Source organism: Mesorhizobium sp. P171375 (assembly GCF_057786075.1).
The window spans coordinates 1,521,850-1,535,257 of record NZ_JBYNWF010000001.1 but is presented as its reverse complement, the minus strand read 5'-3'; the positions used below and the strand labels follow the sequence as shown (position 1 = coordinate 1,535,257).

At 62.9% G+C, this 13,408-nt stretch carries 10 protein-coding genes; 8 read left to right on the top strand and 2 right to left on the bottom strand.

Going from position 1 to position 13,408, the window contains the following annotated elements; genetic code table 11:
- Positions 1–15: 15 nt before the first annotated feature.
- A complete protein-coding gene (locus tag ACYHH6_RS07510) occupies positions 16–2,529 on the bottom strand; it encodes a heavy metal translocating P-type ATPase (protein WP_352582187.1) in 2,514 nt (837 codons plus the stop codon).
- 7 nt (positions 2,530–2,536) lie between these two features.
- On the opposite strand from ACYHH6_RS07510, the gene ACYHH6_RS07505 reads away from it, so the two are divergent.
- The 6 genes from ACYHH6_RS07505 to ACYHH6_RS07480 all read left to right on the top strand — a co-directional run bounded on the left by ACYHH6_RS07505 (position 2,537) and on the right by ACYHH6_RS07480 (position 10,878).
- Positions 2,537–3,559 (top strand): glycosyltransferase family 25 protein, encoded by a 1,023-nt coding sequence (locus ACYHH6_RS07505; RefSeq protein WP_488500416.1) that lies wholly within the window; start codon positions 2,537–2,539, stop codon positions 3,557–3,559.
- A gap of 33 nt (positions 3,560–3,592) precedes the next feature.
- Positions 3,593–6,388, top strand: coding sequence for a [protein-PII] uridylyltransferase (locus tag ACYHH6_RS07500; protein ID WP_352582191.1), 2,796 nt, complete (start codon positions 3,593–3,595; stop codon positions 6,386–6,388).
- A 58-nt stretch (positions 6,389–6,446) separates the two neighbouring features.
- Positions 6,447–8,054: a murein biosynthesis integral membrane protein MurJ gene (murJ, locus tag ACYHH6_RS07495; protein ID WP_352582192.1), complete on the top strand. Its 1,608-nt coding sequence runs from the start codon at positions 6,447–6,449 to the stop codon at positions 8,052–8,054.
- 170 nt (positions 8,055–8,224) lie between these two features.
- Positions 8,225–9,292 carry a tryptophan--tRNA ligase gene (gene trpS, locus ACYHH6_RS07490; RefSeq protein ID WP_192249630.1) on the top strand — a complete coding sequence of 356 codons (1,068 nt, stop codon included), beginning with the start codon at positions 8,225–8,227 and terminating at the stop codon, positions 9,290–9,292.
- Positions 9,293–9,559: 267 nt separating this feature from the next.
- Positions 9,560–10,051 carry a universal stress protein gene (locus ACYHH6_RS07485; protein WP_023672856.1) on the top strand — a complete coding sequence of 164 codons (492 nt, stop codon included), beginning with the start codon at positions 9,560–9,562 and terminating at the stop codon, positions 10,049–10,051.
- 257 nt (positions 10,052–10,308) lie between these two features.
- Positions 10,309–10,878, top strand: a complete 570-nt coding sequence (locus ACYHH6_RS07480; protein ID WP_112560600.1) for a NifU family protein — start codon at positions 10,309–10,311, stop codon at positions 10,876–10,878.
- Positions 10,879–10,982: 104 nt separating this feature from the next.
- Here ACYHH6_RS07480 and ACYHH6_RS07475 read toward each other — a convergent pair whose 3' ends face one another.
- Complete coding sequence (locus ACYHH6_RS07475; RefSeq protein ID WP_352582194.1) at positions 10,983–11,600, bottom strand: L,D-transpeptidase; 618 nt, start codon at positions 11,598–11,600, stop codon at positions 10,983–10,985.
- A gap of 239 nt (positions 11,601–11,839) precedes the next feature.
- Between ACYHH6_RS07475 and cueR the strand changes: the two genes are divergently transcribed.
- On the top strand, positions 11,840–12,262 hold the full coding sequence (gene cueR, locus ACYHH6_RS07470) for a Cu(I)-responsive transcriptional regulator (protein WP_352582196.1): 423 nt from the start codon (positions 11,840–11,842) through the stop codon (positions 12,260–12,262).
- 51 nt (positions 12,263–12,313) lie between these two features.
- Positions 12,314–12,718, top strand: coding sequence for an OsmC family protein (locus ACYHH6_RS07465; RefSeq protein WP_352582198.1), 405 nt, complete (start codon positions 12,314–12,316; stop codon positions 12,716–12,718).
- The last annotated feature ends 690 nt before the right edge of the window (positions 12,719–13,408 follow it).

Below are 13,408 nucleotides of genomic sequence, written 5' to 3'. Positions count from 1 at the left end.
ATTTGGGGGTTGAGTTCAGAGTTTCAATGTCCTCAGCCGCAATGCGTTGGCGATGACCGAAACCGAAGACAGGCTCATCGCCGCCGCCGCCAGCATCGGCGACAAAAGCGTACCGGTGAGCGGATAGAGCACGCCGGCGGCGACCGGCACGCCAAGCACGTTGTAGAGGAAGGCGAAGAACAGGTTCTGGCGGATGTTGCGGATTGTCGCCTGGGCGAGCGTGCGGGCCCTGACAATGCCGTTGAGGTCGCCCTTGACCAGGGTGATGCCGGCGCTCTCGACGGCGACATCGGCGCCGGTGCCCATGGCGATGCCGACATCGGCGGCGGCCAAGGCCGGCGCATCGTTGACGCCGTCGCCGGCCATGGCGATGCCAGCGCCCTTGGCGCGCAACTCCTCGACAAGGGCAGCTTTTTGTTCCGGCAGCAGGCCGGCGCGCACCTCGTCGATGCCGAGGCTTTTGGCGATGGCGCGCGCCGTGCGCTCATTGTCACCGGTCGCCATGATGATCCGTAGGCCCCTGTCATGGAGCGCCCGGATCGCCTCGGCCGTCGTTGCCTTGATCGGGTCGGCGACGGCGACGATGCCGGCCAGTTTTTTGTCGACGGCAACGAACATGACGGTGTTGCCTTCGGCCTGCAGCGCCTCGGCCCTGGCCGACAGGGACGCGGTATCGATACCAAGATCGGCCATCATGGCGGCATTGCCGAGCGCGACCTCGCGGGTTGACACAGTGCCGGAGACGCCCTTGCCGGTGACGGCTTCGAAGCCACTGGCCTCTTCGATTGTCAGGCCACGCTCACCGGCGCCGCCGACGATTGCTTCGGCCAAAGGATGCTCCGAGCCTTTTTCGAGGCCAGCGGCGAGCGCCAGCAATTCGTTCTCCGAAAAGCCTTCGGCAGCGACGACATCGGTCAGCCGAGGCTTGCCTTCGGTCAAGGTGCCGGTCTTGTCGACAATCAGCGTGTCGACCGAGGCAAAGCGTTCGAGCGCGGCCGCTTCCTTGATCAGCACGCCGGCATGTGCCCCGCGCCCGGTGGCGGTCATGATCGACATCGGCGTCGCCAGGCCGAGTGCACAGGGACAGGCGATGATCAGCACCGAGACCGCCGAGACGATGGCGAAGATCAGGCTGGGCTCGGGGCCGAAGACGGCCCAGGCGGCAAAGGCGGCAAGCGCCACCAGCACGACGGCGGGGACGAAGTAGAAGGAGACGCGGTCGGCCAACCCTTGAATCGGCGCGCGTGAACGCTGTGCTTTGGCCACCAGTTCAACGATGCGCGCCAGCGTGGTTTCCGCGCCGACCTTCTCGGCGCGCATGATCAGCGAACCGTTTTTGTTGAGCGTGCCGCCGGTCAAGGCATCGCCTTCAGTCTTTTCGACCGGCAGCGGCTCACCCGAAATCATCGATTCGTCGACCGAGGAGCGACCCTCAAGCACGATGCCGTCGACCGGCACGGCATCGCCCGGACGGATGCGCAACCTGTCGCCGGCCTTGATGGCGTCGAGCGGCACGTCGGTCTCGGAGCCATCCGCTCCGATCAGCCGTGCCGTCTTCGGCGCCAGGTCAAGCAGCGCGCGGATGGCCGAGCCGGTCTTTTCACGTGCCCGCAATTCGAGGACCTGGCCGAGGAACACCAGCGCGACGATGACGGCGGCGGCCTCGAAATAGACCGGCACGGTGCCGCCATGACCGCGGAACTGATGCGGAAAGATGTCCGGAAACAGCGTCGCCACGACGCTGTAGAGATAGGCGGCACCCACACCGAGCGAAATCAGCGTCCACATGTTGGGGCTGCGGTTGACCAGTGAATCCCATCCGCGATGGAAGAACGGGAAGGCCGCCCACAGCACGACCGGGCTCGCCAGCGCCAGTTCGAGCCAAACCATCGTGCGCTCGTCGACAAAGGCCTGGAAAGTCAGGCCGAGCATTGGCGCCATGGCGACGATCAGCAGCGGCACGGACAGCACCGTACTGACCCAGAACCGCCTGGTGAAGTCAACCAGTTCGGGGTTCGGGCCCTCATCGCCGGTGGGTACGCCCATCGGCTCCAGCGCCATGCCGCAGATCGGGCATGAGCCGGGCTTGTCGCGAATGATCTCGGGATGCATCGGGCAGGTGTATTGCGTGCCTTTCGGCATTGGCAGCAGTGCCGGCCTGTCGCCGAGATATTTTTGCGGCTCGGCCTCAAACTTCGCCTGGCAACCGGCCGAGCAGAAATAGAAACCCTGGCCTTCGTGCCGGAGAAAATGCTTCGCGGTGGCGCGGTCGACGCTCATTCCGCAAACAGGGTCGATGGCGGTCAGGTATTTTTCCGGATCGGTAACGAATTTCGTGCGGCAGCCCTCGCTGCAGAAGTGAAAGAGGCGACCGCCATGCTCGACCGACCGCTTGCCCGCTGCCGGATCGACGCTCATGCCGCAGACGGGATCGCGCACCACGGCCTCGGCGGTCGGCGCAGCCACCTTTGCCGCACAGCAGCCGCCATCGGCCGTGTGCGCGTGGTGGTGATGCTCGGAATGCGCCATCGAATAAATGCCTTCATGTCTGTCTGGGTGTGGAGGTAGTGCTTCCAGTAACTGGAAGGTCAAGGGGCGATTTCCACTTTTCGATCATGGCCGCCATCGGACGGCATCGAGGGAAAAATCCCTTACGCAATTTCTTTCCTATGTTATGGACGCGACCACCTGCATCCGCTGCATCGAACCCACCCACATGAAATGCCTGGTTATCAATCTCGATCGGTCCCGCGACCGCCTCGCCCATGTGTCGGCCGAGTTCGCCCGCATCGGCGTCGCCTTTGAACGGGTCGTCGCCATCGACGCGCGCCATCGGCCGGATCTGGCCGAAATGCCGCAAAGAAAAAAGCGTTTGCGTATGGCCGACACCGAGATCGCTTGCCTGCTCAGTCACAAACGGTGCTGGTCGATGGTCGCGGCAGGCGATGACGCCTATGGCGCCATCTTCGAGGACGATGTCGTCTTCTCTGACAATGCCGGCGCTTTGCTTGCCGATGTGGGCTGGATCCCCGCCGATGCCGACATCGTCAAACTGGAAACGTTCTTCAACCGAACCGTGATTGCACGCAAGCAAGTTGCCTGTGGTCACGGTTTTTCCACGAGCAGGCTGCACGCCGTCCATATCGGCGCGGCCGGGTACATCCTGTCGAGACAGGCTGCACGAGACCTCATCGAGGCGACGAATGAGATCGCCATTCCCGTCGATCATCTCGTCTTCAATCCGCGTTTTGCGGCCTCGTCCGGCAAGGTCATTTATCAGCTTGTGCCGGCTTTGTGCCTGCAGGCGCAGTTCCTTGGCGGCGGACCAGTACAATTGCCGAGCCTGCTCAAGCAGCAGCGCACCGAGGAATTGGTGGCAAGCGGGATGGACAAAAGGCGGCATAAGACGATTGCCGCCAAGGTGAGGATCGAAGCCTGGCGGCTGGCGCGGCAGATCGTCGATCTCTTCCGGCTCCGGCAGGAGAAGGTCATTCCGTTCGAGTATCGCGGCCGGCGCGTCCGGCGGCCCCATACACAGCGCCGTGAAAACGCGCTATAGACGCCGCCGAAAGGCGAGGCCGACCGGTAACTTATGGCAAAAATCTCCCTCAAACTCGACGAGCTGATCGACGGCGACGCCCTGCGCCGCGAGATGACGGCGCTGATCTCGGCCGGCACCGGCGCCGAGTCCGGCGCGCGCGTCGGTGCGCTCAAGCTGTTGAAGGGACGCCTGACCGAGGGCCGCAAGATCGCCGAGCGCATGCTGATGGATGATGGCAGCGGCGCGGCGTGTGCTGCCCGGCTGTCGCATCTCATGGACGAGATCATCCGCGCCCTCTATGAGTTCGCCGCGACCCATGTCTATCGGGTGAAAAACCCGTCGACCGCCGAGCGCATGGCCGTCGTTGCCGTCGGCGGCTATGGCCGCGGCACGCTGGCGCCGGGTTCCGACATCGACCTGTTGTTCCTGCTGCCCTACAAGCAGACGCCTTGGGGCGAGCAGATCGTCGAATACATGCTCTATATGCTGTGGGACCTCGGGCTGAAGGTCGGCCACGCCACCCGCAACATCGACGAGTGCCTGAGGCTGTCGCGCAGCGACATCACCATCCGCACCTCGATCCTGGAGGCCCGGTTCCTGTGGGGAGAGCAAAAGCTCTTTGACGAATTGCTGACCCGCTTCGACCATGAAGTGGTGCGCACCACCGGGCCGGAATATGTGCAGGCCAAGCTCGCCGAACGCGACGAGCGCCATGCCAAGGCCGGCGAAAGCCGCTATCTGGTCGAGCCCAACGTTAAGGACGGCAAGGGCGGCCTGCGCGATTTGCAGACGCTGTTCTGGATCGCGAAATACTTCTATCGCGTGCGCACCGGCGAGGAGTTGGTCGACAAGGCCGTTTTCACCGAGGCCGAATACAGGGAGTTCCTCAAGGCCGAGGACTTTCTGTGGGCGGTGCGCTGCCACATGCATTTCCTCACCGGCAAGCCAGAGGAACGGCTGCATTTCGACATCCAGCGCGAAATCGCCGAGCGTCTCGGTTACACCACCCATCCCGGCCTGTCGGCGGTCGAGCGCTTCATGAAGCACTATTTTCTCGTCGCCAAGGATGTCGGCGACCTGACCCGCATCTTCTGCGCCGCGCTCGAGGAAGAGCAGGCCAAGCACGTGCCGGGCTTCAACCGCATCTTCCTCACCTTCCAGCGCCGCAAGCGCAAGCTGGCCGGCACGTCCGATTTCATCGTCGACAACCATCGCATCAACGTCGCCGACGACACGGTCTTCGAGCGCGACCCGGTCAATCTGCTCAGGCTGTTCTGGTTCGCCGACAAGCACGGGCTGGAATTCCATCCCGATGCACTGAAGCTGCTCACGCGTTCGCTCGGTCTCGTCAACAAGTCGCTGCGGCGCGACGAGGAGGCCAACCGGCTGTTTCTCGACATCCTGACCTCGGACCGCAATGCCGAGCTCAATCTGCGGCGCATGAACGAGGCCGGCCTGCTCGGCAAGCTGATCCCCGACTTCGGCAAGATCGTCGCCATGATGCAGTTCTCGATGTACCACCACTATACGGTGGACGAGCACCTGATCCGTTGCATCGGCGTGCTGGCCGAGATCGAGCGCGGCGACGGCGAAAAGGTGCATCCGCTGTCGCACACGCTGATGCCGGGGCTGAAGAAGAGCCGCGAGGCGCTTTATGTCGCCGTGCTCTTGCATGATATCGCCAAGGGGCGGCCGGAGGATCACTCCGAGGCCGGCGCAAGGATCGCGCGGCGCATCTGCCCGCATATGGGGCTGTCGGCCGCCGACACCGAGACCGTCGCCTGGCTGGTCGAGAACCATCTCGTCATGTCGATGACGGCGCAGACGCGCGACCTCAACGACCGCAAGACGATCGAGGATTTTGCCGCAATCGTGCAGTCGGTCGAACGGCTGAAAATGCTGCTGATCCTCACCGTCTGCGACATCAGAGGCGTCGGGCCGGGTGTCTGGAACGGCTGGAAAGGCCAGCTCCTGCGCACGCTCTACTACGAGACCGAACTCTTGTTGACCGGCGGTTTTTCGGAAGTGTCGCGCGCCAAGCGCACGGCGGCATCACGCGAACGGCTGGCCGAGGCGCTTGCCGACTGGCCGGACAGGGCGCGCAAGCGCTATGTCGGCCTGCACTATGAGAATTACCTCTTGACCGTCGATCTTGCCGATCAGCTGCGCCATGCCGAATTCATCCGGGAGGCGGACGCGGCGGGCAAGAAGCTCGCCACCGTGGTCAGGACACACCAGTTCGAAGCGGTGACCGAGATCACCGTCCTGGCGCAGGACCATCCGCGCCTGCTTTCGGTCATTGCCGGCGCCTGTGCGGGGGCCGGCGGCAACATCGTCGACGCGCAGATCTTCACCACATCCGACGGCCGCGCGCTGGACATCATCCTGATCTCCAGGGAGTTCGACCGCGACGAGGACGAGCGCCGCCGCGCCGAACGCGTCGGCAGGCTGATCGAGGACGTGCTGTCGGGCAAGAGCTGGCTGCCGGAGATGATCGAGAAGCGCACCAAGCCGCGGCGCGGTGCCAAGGTGTTCAAAATTCCGCCGCGCGCCGAGATCCGCAACACGCTGTCGAACCGGTTTTCGGTGATCGAGGTCGAGGGGCTGGACCGGCCGGGCCTGTTGTCGGAGATCACCAGCGCGCTGTCGGACCTGTCGCTCGACATCGCCTCGGCCCACATCACCACCTTCGGCGAGAAGGTCATCGACACTTTCTATGTCACCGACCTGACGGGACAGAAGATCGACAGCCCGGCGCGCACCGCCGCCATCCACACCAGGCTTATCACAGCGCTCGAGGGCGTGGCCCCCGAGCGCGGCGGCAAGGCCAAGGCGGCGGCCGAGTGACCATCACTTTGTCCCAATCACCCTCTTTTTCCCAATCATCCAGGCAATCTCCGCGCGCATGAGCCTCGTCAAGAAATTCGCAACCGTTGCGTCCGGCACGCTGATGAGCCGCGCGCTCGGCTTTGGCCGTGAAATGCTGATGGCGGCCGCACTCGGCACCGGGCCGGTGGCGGACGCCTTCAACGCCGCCTTCCAGTTTCCCAACACGTTTCGCCGGCTGTTTGCCGAGGGCGCGTTCAACGCCGCCTTCGTGCCGCTGTTTGCCAAGGAGATCGAGACCCACGGCACCGACGGCGCCAAGCGCTTTTCGGAGGAAGTGTTCGGCGTGCTGTTCTCGGCGCTGCTGGCGCTGACCATCGTCATGGAACTGGCGATGCCGCTGATCGTGCGCTATCTGGTGGCGCCGGGCTTTGCCGACACGCCGGGCAAGTTCGAGACGACCGTCCTGCTTGCGACGATCATGTTCCCCTATCTCATCTGCATGTCGCTGGCGGCCATGATGGCCGGCATGCTGAATTCGCTGCGCCGCTATTTCGCGGCTGCCGTTGCACCCGCTTTCCTCAACATCATCCTGATCAGCGTGCTCGGTTATGCCTGGTACCACGGCATGGATGCGCGTGAAGTCGGTTTCAGCCTGTCCTGGGGCGTGCTGGCGGCGGGGCTGGTGCAGCTCGCCATCGTCTGGGTAGCGGTGCGCAATGCCGGCATTGCGATCGGTTTTCGCCGGCCGAAGATGACGCCCAACGTCAAGCGGCTGCTGATCCTGGCGCTGCCGGCGGCGATCACCGGCGGCATCACCCAGATCAACCAGCTGATCGGCACCGCGATTGCCTCGGCGCAGGACAGCGCCGTGTCCTCGCTGGCCTACGCCGACCGCATCTACCAGCTGCCGCTCGGTGTCGTCGGCGTCGCGGTGGCGATCGTGCTTTTGCCGGAACTGTCGCGGGCGCTGAAATCGGGCAATCTGGTCGAGGCCGCCAATCTGCAGAACCGCTCGGTGGAGTTCACTTTGTTCATGACCTTGCCAGCGGCGGCAGCCCTCTGGGTCATGTCCGAGCCGATCGTGCGGCTGGTCTATGAGCGCGGCGCCTTCGCCGCCAACGGCTCGACGCCGACGGTTGCCGCGATCCTCGCGATCTTCGGCCTCGGACTGCCGGCCTTCGTGCTGATCAAGGCCTTCACCCCCGGCTATTTCGCGCGCGAGGATACGCGGACCCCTATGATGTTCGCCGCCATTTCGGTGGGCGTGAACGTCGCGACCGCGCTGACGCTGTTTCCGAAGATGGGCGCGCCCGGCATTGCGGTCGCCTCGGCCGTCGCCGGCTGGGTCAACGCCATGATGCTGCTCGCCGTGCTGATCCGGCGCGGCCATTGGGGGCGCGACGTGCCACTGCTCAAGCGCATCCCGCGCCTGGTGCTGTCGGCGGCGGTGATGGCGGTGGCGCTCTATTTCGCCGAACACTGGCTGGCCGTCAGGCTCGGCCCCGGCTCGCCTTTGGTGATCAAAGCGACGACGCTGCTGGCGCTGGTCGCCGGTGGGGCCCTGCTCTACTTCGTCACCGCCTTTGCCACCGGCGGCGCCGATTTCGGCATGATCCGTCGCAACGTGAAACGCGGCTCGGGCAAGGCAGCGGCGCCAGCGCCAAAGGCCGATCTGGACGAATAGAGCTTCGTTCCAGCAATGGCGCCGTCTTGATCGCGGTTGCGTCTTCGTCCATAAGCGCGCCGTCGCAAGACTTTCGCCGCGCGTGGTTTCCAGCCGCGTGATTGGCTCCGAAAAGTCTGCAACTTTTCGGAATCACGCTTATACGGCCCTCCACAAGCCATGAGGAACCCATGACCGCCTTCAAACAGCTCGTCTTTTCCGGCGTCCAGCCGACCGGCAATCTGCATCTCGGCAATTATCTCGGCGCCATCAAGAAATTCGTCGCCCTGCAGGACACGTCCGACTGCATCTATTGCGTCGTCGACCTGCACTCGCTGACCGCACAGCTCGTCCATGACGATCTCGCCGACCAGACCCGCTCGATCACCGCTGCGTTCCTCGCCTCCGGCATCGACCCCAAGAAGCACATCGTCTTCAACCAGTCGCGGGTGATGCAGCATGCGGAGCTTGCCTGGATCTTCAACTGCGTGGCGCGCATCGGCTGGATGAACAAGATGACGCAGTTCAAGGACAAGGCCGGCAAGGACCGCGAGAATGCCTCGCTGGGCCTGCTCGCCTATCCTTCGCTGATGGCGGCCGACATCCTGCTCTATCGCGCCACCCATGTGCCGGTGGGCGAGGACCAGAAGCAGCATCTGGAGCTGACCCGCGACATCGCGCAAAAATTCAACAATGACTTTTCGAGCCGCATCGCCAGCCTTGGCGTCGGCGTCGAGATGCAGGTCGGCGAAGAGACGGTGAACGGCTTTTTCCCGATCACCGAACCGGTCATCGGCGGCCCGGCAGCGCGCATCATGAGCCTGCGCGACGGCTCCAAGAAAATGTCGAAATCGGATCCGTCCGACCTGTCGCGCATCAATTTGACCGACGATGCCGACACCATCTCGAAGAAGATCCGCAAGGCCAAGACCGACCCGGAGGCCTTGCCGAGTGAGGTCGACGGACTGGAAAGCCGACCCGAGGCGGAAAACCTGGTCGGCATCTATGCCGGGCTGGCCGAGATGTCGAAGGCCGACGTGCTGAAGGAATTCGGCGGCCAGCAGTTTTCGGTGTTCAAGCCGGCGCTGGCCGACCTTGCCGTGGAAAAGCTGGCGCCGATCGCCGGCGAGATGCGCCGCATCGAGGGCGACCGCGCCTATGTGGACGCGGTGCTGAAGGATGGTGGCGAGCGCGCCGGCGTGCTGGCTGAGACCACGATGAAGACCGTGCGCGACATTATCGGCCTTTTGCAGGGCTGAGTTCAGCTTTCAGGGTGCACTGCACCACACTGGCCCAGTGCCGGCGGCTTGCCGCCGGTCTGCCGCGGTGGCAGATTGCGGCCGAAATGACACTCGTATCGCTGATTTTGAAATTCGCACTGCCCTCGATATCCAACTCTGGCGAATTTCAAAATCAGCGATACGAGCAACCTATTGATTTCTAGTGTCGTTTTGATTTCGAAGTTCGCTCACAGCGCGATATCGAAATCAGGCGAACTTCGAAATCACGACACTAGGTAGATAGACATGGTCTCCAAACGCCTCAGTCGCGAAGCCGGCCATCGCAGGAAATTCCTGACGATCATCGACGACACGCCCGAGTGCGAGCGCGCCGTCGCCTACGCCTCGAAGCGGGCGCAAAGCACCAGTGGCACGCTGGTGCTGCTCTACATCATCACGCCGGACGACTTTCAGCACTGGCTGGGCGTCGAAAAGATCATGCGCGAGGAGGCCAACGCCACGGCACGCGCCGCTCTCGACGGCTATGCCAACAAGGTGCGCCAGAAGCTCGGTATCGAGCCCGAAATGGTGGTGCGCGAAGGCAAGCCGACCGAAGAGATCCACAAACTGATCGAGGAAGACCAGGATATCGCCATCCTGGTGCTGGCCGCAGGCGCCGGCAAGGAAGGGCCCGGACCGCTGGTCGGCGCTGTCGCCGGCAAGGGCGCGGCCTTCCCCATTCCGGTCACAGTGGTGCCGCAGAATTTGTCGGACGAGGAGATCGACAGCCTCGCCTGAGGTGAGCTGATATTCAGGTGAGGCCGGCCTGCAAATAGCGGCTTTCTGCGCTTCCGGTGCTCACGTACTTCAAGTACGCTCCGCTCCGGTTCTCCGGCCTGACCTGAATCTCAACGCACCTCGGTTTGCGGTAAGGGCCAGCAAAAACATTCCGCCAGCCAGCCGTTTGAGCGATGCGTTTCGCTTGAATGTCCAGCCAATTGAGCCTATTTAGAATTATTCCAAACTAGCTGCCCGAATGGGGCACGGAGACGGCCATGTTCATCCAGACCGAATCGACGCCGAACCCGGCAACGCTGAAATTCCTGCCCGGCAAGGAAGTGCTTGTTGAAGGCACCGCCGATTTCCGCGATGCCGACAGTGCAGCGAGCGCCTCGCCGCTGGCCGGCCGGCTGTTCGAGATTCCCGGCGTTACCGGCGTCTTCTTCGGCTATGACTTCATCACCGTGACCAAGGATGGCCCCGACTGGCAGCATCTTAAGCCGGCCATCCTCGGCGCCATCATGGAGCATTTCATGTCGGGCGCGCCTGTCATGGTCAACGCCGGCCCCGCCGCCGAGACCAGCCAGACCGGCGAATTCTACGACAAGGCCGACGAGGAACTGGTCATCACCATCAAGGAACTGCTCGACACCCGGGTGCGCCCGGCGGTTGCCCAGGATGGCGGCGACATCACCTTCCGCGGCTTCGAGAACGGCACCGTGTTCCTGCACATGAAGGGCGCGTGCGCCGGCTGCCCGTCTTCGACGGCGACGCTGAAGCACGGCATCCAGAACCTGCTCCGCCACTTTGTTCCGGAAGTGCAGCAGGTCGAACAGGTTTCCTAACCACCTCACACCGATACTTCCAAAAACAAAAAACCGGGCCAAATTGCCCGGTTTTCTGTTTGGGACGTCCGTTGTTGCCTAGACGGTCCGCGCACGAACTGTAATCACATCACAATAACCTTGGCTCCGACCGACGTGCGGTCGTAGAGGTCGATAATGTCCTGGTTCATCAGCCGGATGCAGCCCGACGACATCGCCTTGCCGATCGAATTCCACTCCGGGCTGCCATGCAGGCGGTAGCCCATGTCGCCGCCCTTGTTGAAGAGGTACATGGCGCGCGCGCCGAGCGGGTTCTTCAGACCCGGCTCCATGCCGCCCGCGAACTTGGCGAGCTCCGGCTGGCGTTGGATCATCTGCCGCGGCGGGGTCCAGGTCGGCCATTCGCGCTTCAGCGCGATGTGGGCGGTGCCGTGCCATTCAAAACCTTCGCGGCCGACGCCGATGCCGTAGCGGATCGCCCGGCCGTCGCCTTCGACGAAGTAGAGAAACTTGTTCTGGGTATCGACGACAATGGTTCCCGGCTTTTCCGAGGTGTCGTAATTCACCTCCTGCCGGTGGTACTTCAACGGCACCTTCTCGATCGGGATGCGCGGCAGCTGATAGCCTGCATCGTTCACCGCGCCGTAGTTGTTGCTGAAGAGCTGCGAGCCGATCGTGCTGCAACCCGAGATCGCGGCCGACAACGCAAGTGCAGCGACGATTGCAAATGACTTCATGCGCATGAAATGGTCCGATGCCCCGCCCAGAATCGAGCGGCACGTTGCGGCCGCTTTTCCTGAAATCATTCATGCTGGCATTTGCTTTGCTTGCCAAGCGCGGGATGCCTATATGCGAGACCTTACCCGCTGGTAAGCCGTCAACTATGGCATTTCGGCAACAGGGGTCACGGGATTGTGAAGGAAAAACAATGGGCGGTCCTGTCGGATGGCCCAGAATCAGGGAACCACATCGAGGAACCACTATGAATGTTGGCGATGCCGCGGCGCGGTCCGGCCTGCCGGCCAAGACCATCCGCTACTATGAAGAGATCGGCCTGATCGCGCCGGCGCGCGCCGGCAATGGCTATCGCGATTATTCCAGCGACGACATCCACCGGCTGGCTTTCCTGCGCCGCGCCCGCAACCTCGGCTTTTCAATCGACGATTGCCGCCAGTTGATGGCGCTCTATCGCGATCGCAGCCGCGCCAGCCACGATGTGCGCGAGATCGCCGCTGCCCATGTCAGTGCGATCGAGGAGAAGGTGCGCGAGCTGCAGTCGATGCGCGCGACCTTGCAGAAGCTGATCCATGCCTGCCATGGCGACGACCGGCCGGACTGCCCGATCCTGGACGACATTGCGGGGTCGGCGCCGGCCGGAGACAGGCCGGCTTCGGCCACGGCTTGAAGGACTGGGCGCCGGACGCTTTCGGCGCTTCGCAGGGAGGGCGATCCAGCGATGATGTCGGCAACCGTTGAACTGCGCACTGTCGAGGGCACGCAGGCAGCGATGGGCTGGGCCGGCGGACATACGGTGGTCGTCGACCGGCCCGAAGGCAAGGCCGGCGGCATGGGGCTGGGCTTCAACGGCGCCCAGATGCTGGCGCTGGCGATCGGCGGCTGCTTCTGCAACGACCTGCGCTATGTCGCCGAGGAGATGGGCGTTGGTCTGGGAAAGATCGCCGTCAGCGTGACCGTGAACCTCGACGGCAAGCCGTTGCTGGCGACCTCAGCCACGATGACCGTTTCCTGCGAAACACTGGACGGCTCAGATCCCCGGAAGGTCATCGACAAAGCAGGTGAGATTTCCGCGATCGGCAACTCGCTGCGGCGGGGCGTGCCGGTGACGGTCGAGGTGGCCTGAAGGCATGCTCCAGGGGTTGATTAGGGTGCCACTATGGTCTGGAACGGGCCGGTTCGGGCCGCCATGGCTGGGGTGGCGCACGAAAGCTGACTTCCGTAGGTCTGATATCTCAGTTGACTAAAATACGGAACGTCCAATGGACAAGACCGGAACCAAAGCGGTTACATCAGACCTTTGCGTTCACGGCACAAGACTTTAGTCCTGCCGTCTTATAGTTAAGAGCGGAAGTTGATTGGCACGACATAGGGCCGCCCCAGGTTAATACCAGACTGCACCCAGACCAAATATGGTGCGATCGCGGAAGGCGCTCGGAACAAGCCGTCACCCCAGACGTGAACGAAGCAGTAGAGTTCGAATTGTCTCTGGCGGCATGGCGGATTCAACATAAGGGCTGATGAACACGTTTCACCCGAGATCGTTGACGCGGTTTGTTAGGTTAACAGGGTGCCGGTTGGCGCCCTCGAATCAACCTCTGATTCTAGCTGCCCTATCGTAACACAACCTGAGCGATTCCTAATGCAACCGATCGGGGGACATGCCTCCGTGCCCGGTTTCCACAGAACCTAAAGTGTCATTCCCCTACGGCTGGGTAGCTTTCGGAAGCTGCGGACGGTATGTTTCGTTGTCCGTAGATATTTGAGGTGCCTATGCCACTTCCGATGTTTCTTTTTGCTTTTACGCCAGTCTTGA

What these genes read in the sequence shown, in the direction of transcription:
- murJ (WP_352582192.1), top strand. Translation starts at nt 6,447, where the DNA reads ATGAGCCTCGTCAAGAAATTCGCAACCGTTGCGTCCGGCACGCTGATG.
- ACYHH6_RS07485 (WP_023672856.1), top strand. Translation starts at nt 9,560, where the DNA reads ATGGTCTCCAAACGCCTCAGTCGCGAAGCCGGCCATCGCAGGAAATTC.
- ACYHH6_RS07475 (WP_352582194.1), bottom strand. Translation starts at nt 11,600, where the DNA reads ATGCGCATGAAGTCATTTGCAATCGTCGCTGCACTTGCGTTGTCGGCC.
- cueR (WP_352582196.1), top strand. Translation starts at nt 11,840, where the DNA reads ATGAATGTTGGCGATGCCGCGGCGCGGTCCGGCCTGCCGGCCAAGACC.
- ACYHH6_RS07480 (WP_112560600.1), top strand. Translation starts at nt 10,309, where the DNA reads ATGTTCATCCAGACCGAATCGACGCCGAACCCGGCAACGCTGAAATTC.
- ACYHH6_RS07465 (WP_352582198.1), top strand. Translation starts at nt 12,314, where the DNA reads ATGATGTCGGCAACCGTTGAACTGCGCACTGTCGAGGGCACGCAGGCA.
- ACYHH6_RS07510 (WP_352582187.1), bottom strand. Translation starts at nt 2,529, where the DNA reads ATGGCGCATTCCGAGCATCACCACCACGCGCACACGGCCGATGGCGGC.
- ACYHH6_RS07505 (WP_488500416.1), top strand. Translation starts at nt 2,537, where the DNA reads ATGCCTTCATGTCTGTCTGGGTGTGGAGGTAGTGCTTCCAGTAACTGG.
- ACYHH6_RS07500 (WP_352582191.1), top strand. Translation starts at nt 3,593, where the DNA reads ATGGCAAAAATCTCCCTCAAACTCGACGAGCTGATCGACGGCGACGCC.
- trpS (WP_192249630.1), top strand. Translation starts at nt 8,225, where the DNA reads ATGACCGCCTTCAAACAGCTCGTCTTTTCCGGCGTCCAGCCGACCGGC.